This window comes from Sphingobacterium sp. DR205 (assembly GCF_011064245.1).
In the GTDB taxonomy this organism is placed as follows: domain Bacteria; phylum Bacteroidota; class Bacteroidia; order Sphingobacteriales; family Sphingobacteriaceae; genus Sphingobacterium; species Sphingobacterium athyrii.
Genome location: NZ_CP049333.1, coordinates 2,078,247 through 2,101,447, shown reverse-complemented (window position 1 = coordinate 2,101,447; position 23,201 = coordinate 2,078,247). Strand labels below are relative to the sequence as shown.

The following is a 23,201-nucleotide window of genomic DNA, read 5'->3' as shown; positions in this document are numbered from 1 at the left end:
GGCTTAAAATTGATAGTAAGCAATTTAACAAAGTTTTACATCTTTTTACCGATGTAAAACTTTGTTTTTAAACTTAGTTGTACCCAGGAGTTTGTGTCAGGTTTTTATTGAGATCGATCTGTTGCTGACTGATCGGCAAGTATTTATTGAACGGTTGAAATTGTCGAGTCTCCACTGAAATTGGTTCCCCAATTTGTGTCAATCGTTTATCCTCATTAGGTTCGTTTGCGTTAACAACGCCCATCCAACTGCCCTCGGCCTTTCCATTCAATACATTTTTAGCGATATCCCAACGGATGATGTCCGGTCTTCTCAAACCTTCAAAAGCTAATTCTACGCGACGTTCACGACGTACCAATTCTCTTAATTTTTCTTTTGAAGCATATTTAATACGGTTCACTTTAGGCATACCAGCACGCTCCCGAACCATATCTAAACTTTGGTACATTTCCTCATCTAGCCTACCCAATTCGATCTTAGCTTCCGCAATGGTCAATAAAACCTCCGCATATCTGCTCACAATTAAATTCATACTTGTATTCCAAGGATCATCATATTGTGAAATCGGTGCCGTATACTTTTTGAAAGAAAACCCTGTTTTTGATGCATTATTAGCACCATTAAAATAATCGGGATTACTTACTTCTTTTCCGTCCTCATTGATATTTTTCGCCAACGGGTCAAAGACACGTCCATTCCAATCCTGTCCTGGATAAAGAACAGACATCTTCAAACGCGGATCTCTATTGAGAAACGGATATCTGCTATCGTATCCACCGGTTAATTTTGCTTCTTCGACCGTGCTACCATCTTTCATCTCATAGGCGTCGACCAAAGCCTTGATAGGTACAATCGACGACCAGCCTCCGTCGCCATTAGGGAACAAAGCTGCGATAAGCCAGTTCTCTAGATCATTTGCTTTATACTGTACATCGAGGATAACTTCTTTGTTGTTCACATTTGCCAATTGAAAGGTTCCATCGTATGTTGGAAACAATTGGTATACATTCGATGCTTTGATCGCCGTAGCATCAGTCAAAGCAGCCTCATAGTTACCCAAATAAAGATTAAAGCGCATACGAATGGCCAAAGCGGCTCCTTTCGTAATATGTCCAACTTCGGCAGAACTATATTTTTCGGGAAGGACCGCAGCAACGGCTTTCAATTCCTCTAGAATAAATTTTTCTACTTCCGCCTTTGGCGTACGTGTCAATCTTGCTTCTTCGATAGTCGCAAATGTTTTTGTTGTAAGTGGTACATCACCATAATTGTTTGTCAACAAGAAATAGCGATAAGCCCGGAGGAAACGGACTTCAGCCTTGTAACGCTCCTTCAAGTTTGTATCCTTAAAATTGATCGCATCAATATGTTCCAAAAAATCATTGCAACGATTAATCGTTGTGTAATCATACAATTCCGAACCAGGATCGGCAGAACTCATGCCGCCATTTCCGATCACTTGCCATCCCTCGTGCTTGTGGAAACTATAAGCGTTGTCGGATGCACAATCGCGATACAAAATTTCTTCCGATTCCCAGCCCCGATAACAGCCTACTAAAGCAAGTTTGGCATCCGCTTCTGTTTTCCAAAATGTCTCGGGTGTCAATGCATCGCCAGGAAACTTGTCCAAGAAATCCGAGCATGACTGTAAACTAGCTGTTGCCAGCATAATTAATAAATATATCTTTTTCATTTGTATAAACCCTCTCAACTAAAATGTAATATTCATTCCGACAGTATTTACCTTTACCTGAGGATAATACGAACCAGATCCAGCAGGCATTTCAGGATCATAACCCTTCAAGAATTTGGTTACTGTCAATAAATTCTGTCCACTATAAAATAACTTGACCTTTGATGCTCCTATTCGGTTTGCCCAGGCATCAGGGAAAGTATAGCCAAGTTGCAGATTTTTCAATCGTACATACTTTGCATTTTGGACCCAGTAATCTGAAACAATTCGATTGGGGCTACTTATTCCATTATTATTCTGAATACGCGGGATTGTACTTGTTGGATTGTCAGGGGTCCAACGGTCAAGCCAAAAACGTAAGGGGCTTCCTGTATCGCCACTGAACTCACCTATCCCTGATGATTCAACATAACCGTACACGCCCGATGCGCCTTGGAAAAATGCCTGAATATCAAAACCATGGTATGCTGCACTGAGGTTTAATCCAAAAGTATATTTCGGGTCAGTGGAACCTAATATTGTACGGTCATCAGCAGTTACATTCTTATCTCCATTGCGATCAACGTAGCGCAGGTCACCGGGTAGCACTTTGTTGTTTGCCATTTTATATTGTGCCCAGTTTTGAATATCTTCTGTACTCTGGAATAGTCCCGCTGTGTGGTATCCATAAAAAGAATTGATGGGTGCTCCGACTTGCTTGATTTTCCAACTTCCGTCCAAAAGGTAAGAATCTCCACCAAGGTCAAGAATACGGTTTTTGTTATAAGAGAAATTCGCTGTTGCACTAAAATCAACTGCTCCCAAGCGTTTACGGTAGGTCGCAATAGCCTCAAAACCTTTATTTTGCATACGGCCAACATTATCGACATATCCCTTTAGCCCATAGGTCGCAGGGGCCAAAACCTCCATGAGGATATCCGTTGTTAAACGGTCGTAATAATCTAATGTAAGGGTCAAATTGGTTCCGATACCAAGATCCAATCCTAGATCCCAAGTACGCGTCTTTTCCCAAGTGATGCTGCGTTTATTAGCCTTTTTTAGTGTTGCTCCGGGATAAATCACGTTATTAAACGGATAGGAATAATCCCTGCCCAAACCGATTACAGGAATTGAAGGATAATATTCTAAAGCGCTCTGATTCCCCAAACGACCCCAAGATCCCCTGATTTTGATATTGCTAAAGGTCGATTTTGCAAATTCCATAAACGATTCCTCAGAAAGTCGCCAACCTGCTGAGAAGGATGGAAATGTACCCCAACGATAACCTTCGGAGAAACGACTCGACGCATCTCTGCGAACATTCGCTTCGAAAAGATAAATGCCTTTATAATCGTAATTAATACGACCAAAATAGGAGAGCATATTCAGATGTTTCGTATCACCTTTATTGGTTTGTCCATTAGTATCGCCGGCATCAATATCGGTTAAGTCATTATTTGGAAAATTCTGGCGATATAGCTCTCCATATTTGTAATCATATTGCTCGGCATGATAACCAGCCAATGCACCGATGTGATGGTTTGAAAATGTACGGTCAAAATTTAAGGTAATATCACCGGTATACATGGTCGATATCGTTGTTTTCTCGAATAACTTATTTGGCCCTTGATATTTCGAGGAATTATACCAAATGTCTTTTCTAAATTCATGAGAATCATCTGTTGACGGTCTATAAGATCCCAGTGCTTTCAAAGACAGGCCATCCATAAATTTATATTGTACACTACCAATCGCATTAAAGCGGCGTTGCACCTCATCAGTGGTTGCGCCTTGCTCCATCCACGCAATTGGATTTCCGTCACTGATTGTGCCATAATCGCCATTTGCATCTTTGTAAGGAATCCATGGCGCCATCTGATTGGCTAGGCGAAAGTATTGGCCCATACCACCAACATAGGGATTGGTAGGCTCTTGAAGTTTGCGATTAGATAGGTACATTGACAAAGCGATATCCAGATTTTTCACTGGCGTCATATCTAAATTTGTACGGGCATTAAATTGCTTTTTTGAAGTCAACTTAATAATGCCATCTTGGCCCTGGTAGCCTACACTTCCCATATAGCGCACTTTCTCTGCACCACCAGAAATATTGAGATTATGCTGGTGCTGAAAACCCGATCCCTTCAAAAGTAAATCGTGCCAATTTGTATTCGGATATTTATACGGGTCGCTTCCATCTTTAAAAGCCTTGATATCTTCTGCTGTAAAACGCTCCTTCTTTCCATCTAGTCGCAGTCCTTCATTGTACAATTCGGCATATTCCCATGAGTTCAGGCGTTCCGCCATATTTGTCGCATTTTGTTTTCCGAAGAAATTGCTATAGTTTATCGTTGTTTTTCCTTCTTTCCCTCTTTTTGTCGTGACAAGGATTACGCCATTCGCTGCCTTTGAACCATAGATGGATGCCGAAGCAGCATCCTTTAATACAGATATCGATTCAACATCATTGGGATCGACATTTTCCATTGATGATTCAATTCCATCGACTAATACCATCGGATTGGAATTATTCAATGTCCCGACCCCACGAACGCGAATTGTACCATTGTCTTTTCCCGGTTGACCACTTCCCTGCGTAATTGTCATTCCGGGAACCAAACCTTGAAGTCCCGCAGACAGGGAACTAATAGGTCTATTTTCCAATTGTTTTGGAGAAATTGTCGCTACAGCACCAGTTAAGTTCACTTTCCGCTGTGTTCCATAACCAACAACAACAACCTCTTGTAGATCCCCTATTTTCTCCGATAAGGTTACATGATATACATTACGATTGTCTATGGTCGTTACGTATTGGCCATAACCGATCAAATCAAACTGAATTTTATCCCCCTCTTTGGCTTGAATTTCAAATTCCCCTTTTTCATTTGTGGCTGTTGCCGTACCATGAAGGACCTTTACAGTGACACCAGACAGTTTATTTCCCTTATCATCAGAAACCGTCCCCTTGACTATCCGTTTCTGAATTTTGACAGTTTCATTGTCAGACTTTACTACAGAACGATTTAGCCTTTCAACAATAATTCTATTATCGCGAATCATATAAGTCAATCCGTTCTCCACCAACACTTTGTCAAGTGCTTGTTTTAAAGAAACGTTCTCCAACTTTAATGAGATCTTATTTCCACTTACCCTCAGGTCTTCTTCTAAATACAAAAAGTGATAACCTGATTGTCTGCTAATTTTAGCAAAGACTTCCTTCAATGAGGCCGTTTTTGTCGTAAGGCTAACCCGTTGTCCAAAAACATTAGCATTTACCTGGCTGCTCATTAACAGCATGGTAAGTACGGTGACCTTGGTTTTATTGAGATACTTTAAAGCACAGTCATACCGATTGAAATATGTCCTATATTTTTTATTCATTTGATTTAGTTATTAATAATAATTAATTGGTTTTTAAAACTTTAAAATCGTCACAATCCGTATAATAAAGGGAATATTCACGCATGAATTCTACATCATCTGATCGATTTACGAAATAGGGAATTGTATTAGTTTATAATCTGCACCTCCTTTCCATTTATTTTAAACTCAACCCCACTGAGGAGCGTCAAATCTTTCAAAAAATCTACCAATGGGACATTTTTAGGAAATGTTCCGCCTATTTTTTTATTCTTGATCGGTGCCTTTGCAACCACAGATATATTATACCAACGAGATACAGCCTTCATAATATCCACAAGTTCCATGCTATCAAATACGAAATACCCTTCTTTCCATGACAGTAGCTTATCGGGATCAAATGATTGAGGGGTTAATTTTTTGCTTTTGGTATCGGCGAGGACCTCAACACCAGGAGCCAGTTTGTACTCCTTATGATCCATACAGAAAGTTACGATCCCTTCAATCAGCGAGGTCTTGACGACCTGATCTCCATCGAAAGCATGTACATTGAATTTTGTTCCCGTGACTTTGACCTCCGTTCCTCCGACAAGTACAAGAAATGGATGTTTCTTGTCTGAAGCCACTTCGAAGTAACCTTCGCCATCGAGTACCACTTTTCTTGTTGCCTGTTTATCAAGTGTCATGGGAAATTCTAAGGTAGATCCCGCATTCAGCCATACGTTCGTTCCATCCTCTAGGGTTAACTTAAACTGTTTTTGAGCTGGAACTTTCAAGGTTATATTATTTTCTAAAGCAAGAGAATTTATGCCTTCCAATCCCAAATTATTCTTCAAATGCACAAAAGAGGCCGTATCCTGTAACTGTATTTGTTTTCCATTCGGTAAAATCATTAAGACTTTATCGCTCGTATAGGTTCTTGCTTGGGCAACGGGATAAAACGTACCACCTGCGTTCGGAGTTAAATAAAGATAAAAGAAGATAAAGAAACAAACCAACGCCGCCGCTATCGTTACTGCAACACGGATATTAATCCACCTTACTCTTGCTTTTGTCTTCTCTTGCGCTTCAATCCCCGCTTTGATCCGCTCCTTCATGGAATCCCTGTGGGCGCCATCTTTCCAACCCCAAGGTTCGCCCGGAGGATGTTTTAGAATTAAGTGCTCTAGTTTTTTTGTTTCTCTTACAGACAGACGTCCAGCCGCATAGTCCGATAGAACTTTTTTAATTTGTTCATCTTTATTCATAATCTTTCCTGTCAGATTTTTTAGGTCTATATAGAAAAGAGCCTTGAACTTGCTTTAGGTAGTAGGAAAAAAATTAAAAAAGTAGATCTGTCAATAAAACAGCCAAAAGAAGAGGCTGGTATTCTTTGTCCACCTTGAGACGAATAATCTTCAATGCATTACTAATCTGCTTTTTAACCGTTTTGTCAGATATATTTAATTTTTTTGCGATCTCCAGATGAGACATTTCGAAATGACGGCTGAGAATAAAGATTTCTTTCATTTTATTGGGTAGCTTCTCGATTTCTTTCTCGATCAGATCATCCAATTCTTTAAATACAATCCATTCTTCAATCAAGGAAGACGCTTCTTTATATTGACTGGCATAAAACTCACGATAAGTATCGCTTACAAGTTTTCTTCTCAGCTTTTTAAAAGCTAAGTTCCTTCCCATGATAAAAAGAAAAGATTTGACCGATTTGATTTCGGGAATCTTTTCTTTCATTTCAAGAAGATCCAAAAAAGTTTGTTGCACTACGTCAGCAGCTTCATCCTCATCGAGAAGAATGCGCATGATTTGTTTGAATAGGCTTTCCCAGTAATCGTGATAGAGTGCTGAGAAGTCCAGTTGAACAGTTTCTTTAGCATTATCGGGAATGGTAGATCTACGCATGCTGCGAATGAAATTTGTCGGTTATCTCACAATCTTAGCAAACTAAACGATCATTTCAAAATCAATTTTCATATTGGCCATTTAAAATCCTTCCCTCACCTATACCTTATTTGCATTCAAGCCCCTACTTTTTAACTAAATTCAATGATTCACCTTTCATACGTGTATTGTATCTAATGATAACCTCTGGTTTTTCATCTCCTGTGTTGTCACAAGAAAATGCTACTGCGGAACCACCTTTCGGCAAGGAGGCTGTTCCCTCTACAGATAAAGCAGCTATTAAACGATAATTCTTATCCGTCAAAGTTGCTTTTCCCTTGTGATCTAATAAGATGTATTGATCCTTTTCTAGTTTACCCAGGATTTTGACAATCCCTTTCTCAGTTTTAATAGAAGGGTTTTCGATCACACCATCGCCCTCCACTTTAATTCGCAAAGCGAATGTGCTTTCCTCTGGCGACTCCCATGACCAATCTGCTCCACCCGGTTGTCCAGGTTGCATCGAAGAGAGGTCACAATGAAATCTTTTGGACACAAATAATGGATACAGCATAAATTGGGTATCATTGATCTTTTCCAAATGCCATTCGGTATTTGGATCCTTCAATCGCAATTTTTGTTCAGCTGTAAAAACATCGGCAAGTCGCAGTTGATCCCAATTCTTCATGCTTTCCAATAGCTGATCGATCTGTCCATGCTGCTGTAGAGTCTTCATATCGATACTCATTGCATAGCCTGCATCAAACCCTGCAGATTCAGACAGTGCCCATTCCAGATCTTCCAAAGAGGTGGCTTCAAACTTTCTATCCGCTAGCCGCACCAAAAACCAACCCAACATTCGTGGGAACAAGTTCCGATAAAAATAAGCTTGGTTCTTGATCCGGTTTTCGACCTGACCCATACGCATTTCTTCTCCCCAGGGCTCACCCCAATTCATCCGGGTATGGACATGCCATAAATAATGGTCGAGGCGACTGGCGTCATTGATGATATCCATTTTATTGTCCAGTCCCCGATAGAAATCCGACACAAATTTGCCCGATGCATAATAATCCTGTCCGGTATACATGCAGCCCTCCAGACCATCAAATGAAATCTGTTTCACACCGGTTTTATTGAAAATTGCGGTCAGTCTTTTGGCATATTCGTCCTGAAGCGTTAAATCCGGAAATAAAGTCTTATAGGGATAATCCCATAATTTATAGACACTTTTCTCTATCCCATGGCTTGCTTTTTGGGTACCAAAAGCTCCCCGCACACAATTGGTCAATACCCATTGTTCGCCTTTCTGCTCAACCTTACCATAGGTAATCAATTCGTCCCCAATCTGTATCGTATTAAGTGAAAGTGGTAGAGAAAAAAGCTGACTATTCTGAACAATAATCTGTTGCTGATTATCGTCCAATGCCGCAATGAGTTTCAATTCGCCCTGTTTGAGTAGATGCTTGCTGGGGACTGGTGTAACATAAGGATCATTCGTTGTCGTAAAGTTAGACAACGTATGAATTCCAATATCGATTCCCCGCTGTGCAGCCCTATCGACCAATTTTTTCATGCCAACATCAGCTTCTGTACTCAATTCTTTGCGCCACTCGAAATGTCCCCAATTAAGAAAGGGATCAGGATGGTATATATTTTTAAATCCCGCGAGTTTCGTTTTTTCCAGCGCAAAGTCCAGGTTCGCCGCCGAAAAATTTGTAATCAAATAAGATCGCATTGCCTCCCGTGACACCTTGCCCCATTCCCCTGCGATCATCGGATGGGGTAAGCCCTGCTCTACCTCCACTCTTCCGATCCGCGTTAATATCTGGTTGCGTTTATCACCAAAGAGTGCCACTTTAGCCCCAATGATTAATCCATCCGAACCTTCAACAGGCAAGGTCATCATATTGTTCAACCCTTTCACCTGTTGAAATTCCCTCCCACTCCGATTTTTGGAAGACAACTGAAATATAGTTCCATTTCCAGCATCGACAGCAGCAAAATGTCCATAAGAAATACTAGCAACAGATAGATCACTATTTGCTCCCTTGTAACCAAAAGTTGTACTATAATTCCCAATATAATCTTCGGGAATGCCAGCAACGGTTTTAACATGTAAAGATTGCATACCAAAAGCCAGGTCTTCACCTTGAGCGACGCCCACTACTTCGCCTACAACCTCGTGAAGTTTAATTTTTAAAGGGCCAAACACCAGCAACTTATAATCTGGTGATAATTTTAAGACCTCATAGGTGATTGCTTCCTTATGCTGACCAACTTTCAGTTCGACGGCCTGACCGTCTTCCATCATCAAAGAAAAACGATCCCCGTTAACCTTAAGCCCCTTTGGTTGTATGATTTTTTGATCTTTATACACCGACACGATCGGATATTTACCGGCCTCAAGAAGTTCCTTACCATCTATTTTGATCGACTTATAGTAACCTTGTTGGTCAAAGCGTATTTGTGTTAAATTCGTTTTTATCTCCTGTGCCAATACAGGAAATCCCACACCAGAGATCAATAGGACAACCAGAAACGTAATATTTTTCATATAATCTATTATTTGTATGTAAACAACTATTTATTCGTGTTTATTTAACTGAGGTTATGAGCTCGCTCCTTCGCTTTTTCTAGCCCCCGATTGTCTATCGCAATATGCTATTTGTTTACAATCGCTCGCTTGTTATTTTGCAGTCAACTTCTAGGTTTTTTATTTTGCTTTCCGCGGTATCAATTCAAGATCAAATCGGTAAGTTACCGTTCCACCAAACCACATCCTAAAATTTGTTCCCCAAACATTATTAAATAGGCAAAAATGTAAGCCGCCATTAATATCTGGTTGGCGCGTTGAATAATTGAGCAGATCACGATCACCAATAGCAACCAACAGTGCATCTTCGCTTCGAATACGTATTTTCCCCGCTGTAGTAACAATTTCGACATAACGATCCAATCCATGCATCTGCCGATTACCACCTTCCACAACATCCAGTATACGAACCTGTTGGCCTAATTTTTCAACGAGTACATCTAAGACGTCATCTGGATAGAAGCTCAACCAATATGCTTCTGGCAGCCGATTGGCGGGTTTATCCACCAAGGTATAGCTCAACTGAATATGATTTGTTTTTTCATCGACCAGATAAGTACTATAAATTTGTGAAGGAAGAACTTGCTGTTCGATTCCACCTACAGAACTTAAGATCAATCGATTATTTATTTTATTTTTTACTTTATCATAGACAGATTTTTGGAGCGATGCCACCAAAGTACGACTTTCGGACATATCGGGAGTCAGCCCCGGTTTTCCAAAGTCCCGAATAGCCCAGTCCACTTTTTGAGTAACATAGGAATCCATAAAACGTTCAAATTCCTTAGTCGAAAAACTCTGGTAGCTCAGCTCCCCCATTTTCATACGAAAACCTTTTTGATCCAGTAGGAAGGAGCCGTCCTTGGTAAATTTTTGAGATGCATCCACTCCCTTTGATGCTGGCTTAGAAACCACGGCCAGTTGCTGTAAAACAGCTTCAGCTTCTATCCGCAAATCTTTGGGAAGATAAGACAGCGACCGCTCAATATGGGCTTCCTTTTCGGCCCAAGATGCTTCTATCTTTTTGAACTCCGGTAAAGCTAAAGCTGGTGTAAAGTCTGAAAATCGATACTTATCCCAGTGCTGCAAATGAGTTTTCACATCCAACCCCCAAGTATGTTCAGCCACAAGTCCCAGATTAATAGCAAAGTGAATAGCAGTTTCACTGGCCGGATTTATACGGCCATCTATAACCCATTTTTCATAACATCTGGATAATGCCCGAAAACGGTTCATCATCAAAGGCGAGCTTCCGAAGCCATGTATCCAGGTGTCACCTATTTCTTGCGCCATCTCAGGGAGCTTATTTTTCATGGGCCTTAATGCTTCAGCCACATCACTTAGGGTAGAAGCTTGTAGCTGGGCATTCGGATAACGTTTCCCTATGGATGCATAAATTTCCTTTACTTGCTGTACCGTATGTGGGCCATGATTATCCCCAGTAAAAGCGATGACTATAGCGGTCTTTCCATCAGGTAGTATCATATCACTACCATAGTCCTTTTGGTACATCAACATCACCTCACTGCCGTCGGGACTTTTCCAGCGACATAAGGCCGGAACATTGGGAACCTTGCTCGCCGGATTCACCCCAACCTGCAAGAAATCGATTCCATTTTCTTGCAGCAAAGGAACAATACCTCTGGTGTGACCTGGAACGTCAGTCATCTTTGCTGCTTTGGTCTGCTTACCAAATTGACGATCCAGCTTTTTTGATAACTGCAGCATTGTTCCAAACAGGGCTTTATTCAGTGATTCAGATTCCACAGTGTAAGGAATGGCATTCCATACAATATCACCACGACGGATAGCTGCTTCCAATTTCGCTTTATTTTCCGGACTCGCCTGTGCCAGATAAGTAGCAATCAACCAGGAACCTGTTGTCCAGATATAACGTTCTTTGGCTCCTGAACGTCTTAATTCCTCAGAAACCGCAATGGCTTTCGGAATAAATTCATCGATATAACGTTGCTCGACGACCGAACTGAGTTCAGTAAATCCAATATCAAGATGAGTTTTGAAGATCAAGTGCACTTTCTCTACATCATCCTGTTTTGTCTGTGCATATCCAGCAAATGACATAAATACAAAAAGGAAACAGGGATATAGACTTCTGCGTTTCATGGATAATATGAGGTTTATCTTTATCAAGTATCGTTATTTTCTGTTAAGACGATTGAAAAGGATATATCCCTAAATAGAAAAGTAAGATTGAATGAAAAATCGGAAATAACATCACCAACGGCTCATAAAAAAGGCCTGTACATGATCGTTTGTACAAGCCTTTTTTGTTGACAAGATTACTTTATTATATTAAAGTCCAGCCAAGCAGATAATTAAAAAGAATGCTTTTACGCTCAATTCATTACTGCAAGGGGTCAAAGGTTCCGCCCCACTCTTTGTTCTGAGGTAGCTGATCTGGTTCGATAGAAATCTGTGCCGGGTTCAACGAGTTAAACCAATGTTTAAGGCTAAGTTTATAAAATTGATTCGCAGAAGCAGTTTTATCCAAGTTTTCTATGACAACAGCAGAAAACTTGGTTCTTACCGCAGCATTCATAATATTATCGGTATTACCCGGCAGTGCCTGGCCTTTATTCAGTATCAATAATAAACCTTTTCTGGTACCTTGCGTATTTAAGATATCATAACGTTTCCATCTTCTCAAATCATTATATCTAAATCCCTCAAAAGCAAGTTCCACCTGACGCTCATTCATAATTGCCTGGCGAATATCTACCTGCCCAGTTGCTGTAACACCATAATTTGTCGCTGTTCCCGGAGCAATCCCTGCGCGTTTACGAATGGCATATAAAGCATTTAATGCTTCTCCGCTTCGTCCCGTCTCATTTGCAGATTCAGCCAGATTTAGCAACAGTTCGGCATAACGCATTGGTGAAAACCAGCTTTTCGCATTGGCCGCAACGCCTACTAGCGCATTTCTATCCAAGAGTGTATCCAAACCTTTACGTTGAAAAAATCCAGTTACACCATTTTCATCGCCATTTTGAATCAGTGGAGAAATCCCTGAAAACAAACTATTATCCCTAGCAGGAAGTACTGTACTCGGGGTTGCCGTGTCCTTCCAGGTCCAGGCTTGCCAATAAGTGCGTGATCGGGGTGCTGTCATGCCAATTACATTCACATCGGGTGTTGGGTATACCGTACCACCACACCAAATTGTTGCATAGAACCGGTCATCACGATTCGTATAGAAATCCGTCAAAAACTGTTTGTTATATGCTGGATTAGACAATTGATCCTGGTCAAACTGTATCGGGCTACCATCACGTTTGGGATAGGCGATCAATAAAGGCAATATCGGCTGATCATTGTTTGTACTGCCGTTGGTAAATGCAATAGGCCTAATCGGTGCAAAATTCATGTAGCTATCGGGATAATAATATTGTCGTGTCATAATCTGTTCTTTATTGCGCGAATACCAGATCAACCGATAGTTCTCAAAGAGCCCAAATCCTCCAGCATCCGCAGCCTGCACAGCGGCTTTGGCTGCGTTATATGCATTTGTCCAGCGTGCCTGGTCATTTGTTGCATTAAATAATGGGCTGGCGTACCATAACAAGACCCGTGCTTTAAGTCCCAATGCCGCGGCACGGTTTATCCTGCCATAATCCACCCCGCTGTAATTGGGCGGTAAAACTGAAGCGGATTCATCCAGATCTTTTATGATCTGTGCGATACACTCTGAAGTTTTACTCCGGGGCACCTTCAATGAATTAATGTCACTCCCATTTTGTGTATGCAAGATTAAAGGGACGCCGCCTATGGAACGGACCATATCCCAGTATTTCCATGCGCGCCAAAATTTTGCTTCACCGACCAATCTATTTTTTGTCGTTGTACTGATTACCGACTCCGGTACGTCTACCAGTTGGTCCATAAAATAATTGGCCTTATCGATATAGGTATAGTCTAAATTGGTAAAATTGGTTGCCACGTCAACAATACCCTGCTGAAAACTGCCCAAATTCCCCCCCGAGCCATTAATACCTTCATCCGCATTTACTCCACTTCCAAGCTGCCATCCGGGCATAAGGCCACCATAAACATCATTTAAATATGCTTTAATCAGAACAGAATCTGTCCAGACATTTTTTGGATTTATTGCTCCGGTATTTTCATAATCCAATCCTTTTGTACACGATGAACCGCCCACAGCAACAATTAGGACAAGATAAAGAACCGTTTTAAATTGATTTAGATATTTCATTTTGATTTCCTTTTAAGGTTAAAATTTAGAACGTTAAGCTGACACCAGCATTAAATGATTTAACGATAGGGAAAGATGTACCAGCATCCATCTCTGGATCATAGAATTTTTTATTGAATTTGCTGATCACAAAAAGGTTGGATCCCGATACATAGAAGCGAATGTTGTTCGCATATTTTTTATACCACCTTTGAGGAAGATTATAAGCAATGTTCAAAAACTTCAAGCGTACAAAACTTGCATCTGCCAGCCAGAAATTACTGCCACTCGTGTTCACCTGAGCGACCTCATCGTTTGCGCTGTAACGGTAAGGTAACCATGCATCGGTATTCTCCGGACTCCAGGATTCATTTGCCCAAGGGCGCCACATCCGATTCCACTCTACACCACCACTTAAATTATTGAAAGACTTTTTATAACCGAGCGAACCATTGAAATTAGCAGTGATACTTAGACCTTTCCAATCCGCACTAATGTTTAACCCCAGCACTTTAGGATTGTTGCTCTTATTCAATACTGTGATATCATTCTCATTAATGGTATTGTCGCCGTTAAAATCTTTGTACGCAAATTGTCCGGGTTTAGGTGCGTTACCTTTAAAATTATAGCCCGGATGAGCCGCCAACAATGCATCTACATCAGCTTGATTTCTGAGCATACGGTCAACCTCATATCCAGTGATCATATTGGCAGAACGGCCATTCCCGATTAAATTCTGATAATCATAGGTGATATTTAAATCTCGTATCGTATACCAAGAATTACCATATGTAAAATTAAGGCCAATATTATAGTTTAAATCACCGGTTCTATTCATATAGTTTACACTAAGATCAATACCATTCGCTTTCATTTCTCCATAATTGACTGAAGGTAAAGGACGACTGAACGTCGGTGGTGTCGATTGGATCCGTGTGCTTAAAATATCATAGGTACGTGTTTCCCAATATTCTGCTGTCGCATTAAAATGTTTCAGGAAACTGATATCAACACCAAAATTTTTATTCAGATATTTCTCCCAGGTAATATTTGCATTTGGAAGAACATCATATTGTATACCCGGATTGAGTGTGGGCGTTTCACCGAAAATCACATTGTTACCAGTCACATACTTGTCTTCATATTGCCAGCGTTTGGCATTTGCATCATCTTTTGCCCCGTTTGGATTTATCGCAACGAAGTCATTTCCGGTCAATCCGACTGAAGCTCTGACCTTTAGCGACTCTATTCCATTGACATTTTTAAAAAAGTTTTCCTTAGAGATGACCCAAGCCGCGGAAACCGAAGGGAAAAAGCCCCATCGTTTATCTTTGGGAAAATTGGCAGAGCCATCATAACGATAAGTAAAGGTGGCAACATATTTGTCTGCATAGTCATAAGCAAATTGTCCGATATAGGATTTACGTCCCACTGTTGGCAGAAAACCATAGCTATTATTAATACTTTTTGTGGCGGTACCACCTACGACCCCCGAACCTCCAGTGGATGCCCACCATTGGTCAGTCATATAGATCGGAAAACCATTTATCTTCGCATCAATACCATCATAACTTCTTTCCTGACGTTCGTACACCAATGCCGCATTGACATGATGTTGACCAAAATCCCTTTCAAAGTTTAGCTGTAAGTTTATTTGATCCTCCTGATTCCAGGCAGCTAATTTTTGAATACCGGGGGTATGATAAGTGAGACGTTCTCCCACAATATTATTTAAATCCCAAACTACGGGTTCTATCTGGGCTAGCTGATAATACGTAAACGGGTGGGAATATATTTTCTGATTGCTATTGTTAAAGGTTTTGATGTAACCAACCTTCGCACTTAAACCTTCTAAAAATGGCATTTTGTAGGTTAAGCTTAAGTTTACAACAGACTTAAGTCCCTCCGACTTATTATATCCCGATAGCCCCTGAGCCTCACCGGATTTATTGGATATCCAAAAATAATCTACAGGTAAGCCTGTCGCGGTAAAAGAAGGCATGTAAGGTTGCCATAGAAGAAGTTTGGGAAACATGTCACCCGTCCAATCCCCTTCGGGTGAATTAAATTTATTATTGTTTAAGCTCAGCCCTGCAAAAACCGAAACGTTTTTTGTTAGATTAGCCGTTATATTGGTTCGAACATTATATTTTTTTTCATTGGTGTTTTTAATAAAAGTCTCCTGATTAACATAAGAAGCCCCAATAAAATATTGAAGTTTATCGGTTCCTCCCGATGCACTTAAGTTATGCGTGGTGATGGAAGGATTTACATATACAGCTTTTAAGTGATCAAAGCCGTAGCCCTTTCCTCCTCCAAAATCCCGGTCTTTAAAATACGCTTTTGCGGTTTCTGTCCAAGGTGTATTGGCCGGGCCACCGGCTTCGCCCCAGATTCTGTTTTGAATCTGCCCCCATTCCATGATACTCGTTAACTCCATGTTTTTCCCGCGGACATCCCGCCCTGTATTCACAGAATAGTTTATGGCAACTTTTCCCGCCTTACCACGTTTGGTCGTAACCAGGACAACACCTGCCCCGGCTCTAGCTCCATAAGCAGCGGTAGTGGCCGCATCTTTTAAGATAGACACTTCTTCGATTTCATTGGGACTTAAATTATTAAATTCCGCAGCATCAATAGTCACCTTTCCATCAATAACGTACAGCGTGGGAGATGCATTCCATGAACTAGCAGTTCGTATGCGGATATTGGGCTGAGCTCCGGGCACACCGCTGGGCGTGGAGACATACAACCCCGGCATTCTACCTGCCAATAGATTTCCGACAGAAGTCGTGGGGATCTCAATATCCGCTTCCTTAAATTTAACGGATGCAACGGACCCAGCCAGAAGGCCTTTCTTTTGTGTGGTGTAACCGACCACCACAGTTTCATCCAATGCGACAGTGGAGGAAACCATCGCTATAAGTACACCTCGTTTTGCAACAACGGTTATGGGGTTATAACCGATCATAGTTGCTTTTAGGTTTACTCCTTCATTCGCTGTAATTGTAAATTTACCCACAGCATCGGTCTGTACGGAAGTGAGCGCGGAATTTCCCTGTGCCCCTACAACAACAACTGTAACTCCTGCCAACGGAACTTTTTTCTCCGAGTCCATGACCGTACCCGATATCTTAATCTGTGAAAAAACATGATGGGACAGCAATAACATGAAGACAATTCCGAGCACCCTAAGGTGCATTTTTAAAATTTCTTTCATAATTTCTAGTTTTTTGGTTTTTCAGAGGTATATTTTATTAATACATCCGTTAACAACAAATAAAAGCCGAATATTTCAGCCAAACCACGCTAATCTTAGCAAACATCTATGTTTTTTTACTTCGCTATTTCACTTTCAGATAGACTTATGAAAAAAATTAACGCCCTTCACAGTATCCTGTAAAGGGCGTTAAAATTAGAAATGTAAATGAGCTGTTAGTCAAACTTATCAGCGTCATATGTAGTATGCGCCTCGGAAAAATCGTCCATGAATTACAGCTCAATGACGAAAGTCATCTTTTAAAATTATTTAAAAAACAAAAAGGACTTACACGGAATGGATACAGAAAATAAAAATCTTAACAAAAAAAAACACCCGATAGCATGGGGTACTCCGGGTGTTTTAGCCATATTATTAACCTATTTTATGAAAAGTGCCCGTGATGGGCAACACTAAAGTAGAAAAAAACTTTGTATAAACAAAATAAAAAGTAAAAAAAATAGATTTTCAACTTCAGCTAAACCGGTTAAACATTGATTTAGACAAACAACATAATCTTCTTTATCCAGTACACAAGCTCGAGCCTAATTAATCCCAAATCCGATAGTAACATCGTAATTACGGGGATATAACAGGGGGTTAACAGGGGTTTAGCAGGGGTAATTCCCTGTTAACTCCCTATTAGTACAGTATAAAAGTAGCGTTATTTCATTTTTAATTTCGAAAATGGTATTAACTTGGTAATAAGACGTATACTACGACGCTATTCCATCCTTCCTATCCAGTGAATAATCAAAAATATATAGGCGCTCCCAAAAGAAGATACACGGCTCTGAGATTAGGAGATTTTGCTTAATTTTAGTCCATTAAATAACTGTAAGCTATGACCGGTCGCGAAATTCTCAGGCAACATATCAATAAAACCGTCCATTTAGATGATGAACAATTTGATTATTTCTTTTCTTTTTTCAAACCGGTATCCTTTAAAAAGAAACAATCGATTATCAATATTGGCGATACGGTGGAATGCGAATATTTTGTCCTCAATGGCTGCCTAAAAACTTTTGTTGTCAATGCTGAACAAAAAATGCATATTCTACAGTTTGCCACACAAACTTGGTGGGCATCCGATTATAATGCCTTACACAACTATATGAAAGCAACTGTCAACCTAGATTGTGTGAGCGATGCAGATACGCTTTGTCTACTTGCTGAGGACCGTGAACGTGTATGCAAGGAAATCCATGAAGTGGAGACATTTTTACGATGGCGTTCGAATAAGGGGTATATCGGTTTACAAAAGCGAATTCTATCCCTACTCAACAATGATGCCCGTAGCCGTTATGAGGAATTGATGCTGCAATATCCGGAATTATACAATCTTGTTCCAAAACATTTGATTGCAGCCTATCTTGGGGTTTCCCGTGAGACGCTCAGCCGGCTCTATCACAGTAAATAATGTGATCTATATCACCAAAACAAACCATTCTTTAAAATGTGATGTACATCACATAGGGGTCTAATGAATTATGCCCTATTTTGTGTTATCATTTAAACAATTAAATTTTTTAAAGATGAAAAAAGAGAACTTAAAGGTATTGGTCGTTTTGACTTCACATGACCAACTGGGAGATACAGGAGCTAAAACAGGTTTTTGGGTGGAAGAGTTTGCAGCTCCCTACTATGTTATGGCCGACGCAGGAGTTACTATCACAATTGCTTCACCCAAGGGTGGACAGCCACCTATTGATCCCAAAAGCGCGATGCCTGATTTTCAGACAGCAGCAACAAAACGTTTTGATGCAGATATGGAACTTCAGAACAAACTGGCAAACAGCATTGTCCTAACAGCGGTGGATGAGCAAGATTACGACGCAATTTTCTATCCAGGGGGCCATGGCCCGCTCTGGGACCTTGCAAATGACAAGACTTCTATTGCATTGATTGAATCATTCTGGAAACACAATAAACCTGTAGCCGCTGTATGCCACGCGCCAGGTGTTTTTCGATTTGTTAAGAATACCGATGGTAGTCCACTGGTACAGGGTAAGAGGGTGACAGGCTTTTCCAATTCCGAAGAAGAAGCTGTACAATTGACAAACGTCGTCCCTTTCCTGGTTGAGGATGAACTGGTCAAGCTTGGCGGAAAATACAGTAAAGGTGCAGATTGGAGCAGTCATGTGATCAAAGACGGTAAGCTGATCACCGGTCAAAATCCCGGCTCGTCGGAAGAGACTGCAAGGGAACTATTGGCTCTGCTGGAACAATAAGGCGCTATCAATTAAAATAGTGCTTTCCGTTCTGAAATAGACAACGATACGCTAGGTAATAAACGATGCCAATAACACCAGAATAAAATCCCATTTTTATATATTGAGAACGATAAAAATGGGATTTTTGTTAACTTTCTCCGAATGACTTATATCATTATTTAATTAGTTTGGTTTCCAGTTCCTGAAAGTTATTTGCGCTTGTATTATTCCCGAGGTCGGCGGCCTGTTTCCAATACACCTTTGCTTTTTCGATCTGATATACTTTAATGAAAATATGGTTATTTCGCAGAATAGGCACCGATGATCTTCTTGAGATCGATTCCCTTGCCTAATACGGGTTTAAAAATATCACCCATACTAGTTATCCGTTCCATTGCATTAAAAATAGTAAAATCGGTCATTTTTAAGCCCTTCTTCACCTCATCCCAGTGAAGCGGCATGGATATGGTAGCGCCGGGTTTGGGTCTGACCGAATAGACAGACGCAATGGTCGCATGAGGTCTATTTTGAAGAAAATCCAGGTACATTTTCCCTTTTCGGTCACGTACCGTGCGTTCGAGACTAGTATAGGCTGGAATTTCAGCATGTACCAACGTAACGATGATGCGGGCAAATTCTTTAGCCTGATCATATGTGTATTTGTTTCCCAAAGGGATATAAATGTGGAGCCCCGTCGAGCCACTAGTCTTGCAATAACTGGGAACGCCCATACTGTCCAGGATCTGCTTGGTCACCTGAGCTGCTTCGATCACCTGATCGAAAGAGTTTTTATCTGGATCAAGATCAATGATACAGTAGGTTGGATGATCCGGTTTTTTTATCGTGCTATTCCATGGATTCATTTCGATACAACCTAAATTGGCCATATACAATAACGTTGCCTCATCCTTTCCGACTAAATAATGTCGATCTCGATTATCCGCCTCACTTTGATATAAATAAAGTTCGGCCCAATCCGGTGCGGTATCGGTAACATCTTTGAAATAGAACCCCTCTCCATTGATACCATTTGGGAATCGGTTCATGCTTTGCGGCCTACCTTTTAGGTATGGTAAGATAAAGGGGGCAACCTGGTAATAATAATTGATAAGGTCGCCTTTGGTGATCTTTTCCTTTGGCCAAAAAATCTTGTCAAGATTGGTAAACTTGAGCTCCTGCTTATTGATTTTTTTTACTTGGGTTTTCTCTGTTGGATTTAACAAAGTCTTGCGTCCTCCAGCCATACGCGATTTAACCATATGATTCGTTTTATCTTCAACAATCTGTTGTACTGGCTCTTCCTTTTCGAGCATTATTTTCTTTGGATTTTTATCTTCCCGCATACCAACAAACGAAGGATGTCGCATAACGCCATCATTCGTTATTTCCGTAAAACTAACCTCACATACGAGTTCAGGTCGCAACCAAGTCACCGATGCGTGTGGTGGATTGGGACGGAAGCGCGAAGGTTTATTGACATTAGGCTCTTCTGTAAAAGGTGTCTCTTCTATAATCAATGGCTTAAATAATGTCATCATTTCTTTTTGCATCTTAGCATTGAAACCGGTACCAACCTTTCCGGTATAAATGAGTTTTTTCTCTTCGTATATGCCTACAAGCAGGCTACTAAATAACTTACTTGAATCATCGTTTAGGGTATAACCACCAATAACAACTTCCTGACGCTTATTGGCTTTAATTTTTAACCAGTCATGTGAGCGATTATTCACGTGATAGCTACTATATTTTCGCTTAGCCATGATCCCTTCCAAGCCTAGCTTTTTCGCCTCCTTAAGAAAGTCGGCTCCGGAAGTATCAAAATGCTCACTGAAAAGAATTTGTTCGCTTTGCGGAAGTACTGTTTTTAAAATGGCTTTTCTTTCGAGAAGAGATAGGTTCTTTAAATCTTTACCCTCATACCACAAGATATCAAATACATAATAGACAAGATCACCATCGGCTTCACTGCGCCAATTCTGCAGACCTCCGAAATTTGCAACACCATTTTTATCCAATACAACCACTTCCCCATCCATAATCGCATTGAGTTTTATTTCCTTGAGCTGATCGTAAATAGGGTAAAACTTTTCATTGAAACTCTTGTCATTTCTAGACTTCAATTCCACGTCCCCTTTATGCATAAAAGCAACTGCCCGATAACCGTCCCATTTAACTTCATAAACCCAGTCACCATTGTCAAAAGGTTTATCAACCAAGGTTGCAAGCATAGGTTCAATATGACTATAAAAGGCTTGCTTGGGAGATTTTTTCAACAGTTTATCTGGCACCGCCTGAGTTTCTAATTGTTCTCCAGGCTTTGCTTCAAGCTGTTCGCTAATCATTTCAGCAGCTTTTTTTGTTGTACTGTGTTTATCTTTTAGTGTGCTATCTTTTTTAACAATGCTTTTCCCATATACCTTATCTGGTGATTTTTCCATCTGTGCGATGGTCTTACCGGAGATAACGGATTTATCTTTTTTTGTGATATCCTGATCGCTGGCATATTTATCCTCAAGTTTCATCAGCAACCAGCCATTATCCCCCCGTCCATGAGCCTTGACCAGCGCAAACTCTCCTTTCAGCTTTTTTCCATGAAGCCTGAATTTTAGTTTTCCGGAATAGAGCTGGTGTCTGAGACTTTTGTCCATAGTGGCGATATCATCCTTTGCACCTTCTACGGACTCATATGTTCCTTGATCCCAAACGATCACAGTTCCGCCACCGTATTGACCTTTAGGTATAATTCCCTCGAAATTTCGGTAATCATAGGGATGATCTTCGACCATCATAGCAAGTCGCTTGATCGTTGGATCCAGCGAAGGCCCTTTTGGCACTGCCCAGCTTTTCAGTACTCCATCCATCTCCAAGCGGAAATCATAATGCAAATGAGAGGCATCATGTTTCTGTACGACAAACCTCAGTTCCTTGCCGTTCGGCTTTCCGCCAAAGGGTTCCGGTGTTTTTTCGGCAGTGCGTTTGTTTCTATATTTCGTTAATCCCATAGCACTATTCGTTAATGATAAATAATGTTAATCATAACACAATGCTGCAACTAAAAAGGTTTAAATAAACAAAATATATTTCTCCTGAATGCTGTTATAATTTTCATTACACACCCCATATCAATGTAATATTTTAAATACATTGGCATAGCATTTGTATCGGGTGTTATAAAAATACTAACTATGAAAATAAATTTAATTTTCACTGCATTAGCAGCCGCAGTGCTGTTAGGCAGTTGTAGTGAGGATGATAACCAAGCTACACAAACAACTCCCGTTACCATTAAAATCACGGACGCTCCTGGTTATTATGATGCCATTCATCTAAACATTGATGAAATTGAAATACGTACAAGTTCAGGCAGTGAAAGTTTAGATGTTGACGGAAACCCATTTAACATTCTCAATTATACAATGGGTAAAGATACCGTAATTGCTGGTGATGATGTTCCTTCAGGTATGATTCAGGAAATCAGACTAAAACTTGAAGATGAAGGGAATGAAATTTGGGTTGATGGAACCCGTCATCCGCTCACAACTCCCAGCGGTCAGTCTTCGGGTGTTAAGATAAAAGTGCAAGACGAACTGATTCCCAATGTCGCCTATACACTTTTACTTGATTTTGATGCATCGAAGTCAATCGTACAAACTGGCAATGGTAAATACCTGCTTAAACCGGTCATCCGCGCAATTCCAGTAGCGACTTCAGGTGCAATTACCGGCACTGTTAATCCTGCAGCTTCGTTGGCACATGTGTTCGCCATCAATGGAGTCGATACCGTTGGAACTTTAGCTAATTCCGTCGGGAAATTCTATTTTCCGGGGATGTCAGAAGGCACATACAAAATCGTTATTCAACCTACAGTAACAGGTTACATGGACAAAACTATTGAAGACGTTCAAGTTGTGAAGGGAAGCGTTAAAGATATAGGTACTATTTCAGTCCAATAACAAGCGTTAGCTAACAAGAAGCCTATTACGATTATTTTCAAAAGCACGTAGCTTTCTCGA

At 40.6% G+C, this 23,201-nt stretch carries 12 protein-coding genes; 3 read left to right on the top strand and 9 right to left on the bottom strand.

Annotated features, from left to right (window positions below; genetic code table 11):
• Positions 1-73: 73 nt before the first annotated feature.
• The 8 genes from G6053_RS08725 to G6053_RS08690 form a co-directional block, all read right to left on the bottom strand.
• Complete coding sequence (locus tag G6053_RS08725) at positions 74-1,693, bottom strand: RagB/SusD family nutrient uptake outer membrane protein (protein WP_165306207.1); 1,620 nt, start codon at positions 1,691-1,693, stop codon at positions 74-76.
• 18 nt (positions 1,694-1,711) lie between these two features.
• Positions 1,712-5,053, bottom strand: coding sequence for a TonB-dependent receptor (locus tag G6053_RS08720; protein WP_165306206.1), 3,342 nt, complete (start codon positions 5,051-5,053; stop codon positions 1,712-1,714).
• Between the two features lie 128 nt (positions 5,054-5,181).
• Positions 5,182-6,279, bottom strand: coding sequence for a FecR domain-containing protein (locus tag G6053_RS08715; RefSeq protein ID WP_165306205.1), 1,098 nt, complete (start codon positions 6,277-6,279; stop codon positions 5,182-5,184).
• 73 nt (positions 6,280-6,352) lie between these two features.
• On the bottom strand, positions 6,353-6,931 hold the full coding sequence (locus tag G6053_RS08710; RefSeq protein WP_165306204.1) for an RNA polymerase sigma-70 factor: 579 nt from the start codon (positions 6,929-6,931) through the stop codon (positions 6,353-6,355).
• A gap of 124 nt (positions 6,932-7,055) precedes the next feature.
• The gene (locus G6053_RS08705; protein WP_165306203.1) at positions 7,056-9,467 is read right to left on the bottom strand and encodes a hypothetical protein; all 2,412 of its coding nucleotides are present in this window, start codon (positions 9,465-9,467) and stop codon (positions 7,056-7,058) included.
• 159 nt (positions 9,468-9,626) lie between these two features.
• Positions 9,627-11,630, bottom strand: a complete 2,004-nt coding sequence (locus tag G6053_RS08700; RefSeq protein WP_165306202.1) for a DUF5054 domain-containing protein — start codon at positions 11,628-11,630, stop codon at positions 9,627-9,629.
• A gap of 241 nt (positions 11,631-11,871) precedes the next feature.
• The gene (locus G6053_RS08695; protein WP_165306201.1) at positions 11,872-13,737 is read right to left on the bottom strand and encodes a RagB/SusD family nutrient uptake outer membrane protein; all 1,866 of its coding nucleotides are present in this window, start codon (positions 13,735-13,737) and stop codon (positions 11,872-11,874) included.
• 25 nt (positions 13,738-13,762) lie between these two features.
• On the bottom strand, positions 13,763-16,936 hold the full coding sequence (locus tag G6053_RS08690) for a SusC/RagA family TonB-linked outer membrane protein (RefSeq protein ID WP_165306200.1): 3,174 nt from the start codon (positions 16,934-16,936) through the stop codon (positions 13,763-13,765).
• An 883-nt stretch (positions 16,937-17,819) separates the two neighbouring features.
• Here G6053_RS08690 and G6053_RS08685 point away from each other — a divergent pair.
• A complete protein-coding gene (locus tag G6053_RS08685) occupies positions 17,820-18,395 on the top strand; it encodes a Crp/Fnr family transcriptional regulator (RefSeq protein WP_165306199.1) in 576 nt (191 codons plus the stop codon).
• A 115-nt stretch (positions 18,396-18,510) separates the two neighbouring features.
• The gene (locus tag G6053_RS08680; RefSeq protein ID WP_108632460.1) at positions 18,511-19,206 is read left to right on the top strand and encodes a type 1 glutamine amidotransferase domain-containing protein; all 696 of its coding nucleotides are present in this window, start codon (positions 18,511-18,513) and stop codon (positions 19,204-19,206) included.
• A 281-nt stretch (positions 19,207-19,487) separates the two neighbouring features.
• Here the strand turns inward: G6053_RS08680 and ligD are convergent, their stop codons facing one another.
• Positions 19,488-22,190, bottom strand: a complete 2,703-nt coding sequence (gene ligD, locus G6053_RS08675; RefSeq protein ID WP_165306198.1) for a DNA ligase D — start codon at positions 22,188-22,190, stop codon at positions 19,488-19,490.
• A 183-nt stretch (positions 22,191-22,373) separates the two neighbouring features.
• Here ligD and G6053_RS08670 point away from each other — a divergent pair, with 183 nt between their 5' ends.
• Positions 22,374-23,141: a DUF4382 domain-containing protein gene (locus G6053_RS08670; protein ID WP_108632462.1), complete on the top strand. Its 768-nt coding sequence runs from the start codon at positions 22,374-22,376 to the stop codon at positions 23,139-23,141.
• Positions 23,142-23,201 lie beyond the last annotated feature (60 nt).

Bases quoted from the DNA above. Each gene is read 5' to 3' on its own strand.
- G6053_RS08670 (WP_108632462.1), top strand. From the start codon at position 22,374: ATGAAAATAAATTTAATTTTCACTGCATTAGCAGCCGCAGTGCTGTTA.
- G6053_RS08715 (WP_165306205.1), bottom strand. From the start codon at position 6,279: ATGAATAAAGATGAACAAATTAAAAAAGTTCTATCGGACTATGCGGCT.
- G6053_RS08705 (WP_165306203.1), bottom strand. From the start codon at position 9,467: ATGAAAAATATTACGTTTCTGGTTGTCCTATTGATCTCTGGTGTGGGA.
- G6053_RS08690 (WP_165306200.1), bottom strand. From the start codon at position 16,936: ATGAAAGAAATTTTAAAAATGCACCTTAGGGTGCTCGGAATTGTCTTC.
- G6053_RS08680 (WP_108632460.1), top strand. From the start codon at position 18,511: ATGAAAAAAGAGAACTTAAAGGTATTGGTCGTTTTGACTTCACATGAC.
- G6053_RS08725 (WP_165306207.1), bottom strand. From the start codon at position 1,693: ATGAAAAAGATATATTTATTAATTATGCTGGCAACAGCTAGTTTACAG.
- G6053_RS08710 (WP_165306204.1), bottom strand. From the start codon at position 6,931: ATGCGTAGATCTACCATTCCCGATAATGCTAAAGAAACTGTTCAACTG.
- G6053_RS08720 (WP_165306206.1), bottom strand. From the start codon at position 5,053: ATGAATAAAAAATATAGGACATATTTCAATCGGTATGACTGTGCTTTA.
- G6053_RS08700 (WP_165306202.1), bottom strand. From the start codon at position 11,630: ATGAAACGCAGAAGTCTATATCCCTGTTTCCTTTTTGTATTTATGTCA.
- G6053_RS08695 (WP_165306201.1), bottom strand. From the start codon at position 13,737: ATGAAATATCTAAATCAATTTAAAACGGTTCTTTATCTTGTCCTAATT.
- ligD (WP_165306198.1), bottom strand. From the start codon at position 22,190: ATGGGATTAACGAAATATAGAAACAAACGCACTGCCGAAAAAACACCG.
- G6053_RS08685 (WP_165306199.1), top strand. From the start codon at position 17,820: ATGACCGGTCGCGAAATTCTCAGGCAACATATCAATAAAACCGTCCAT.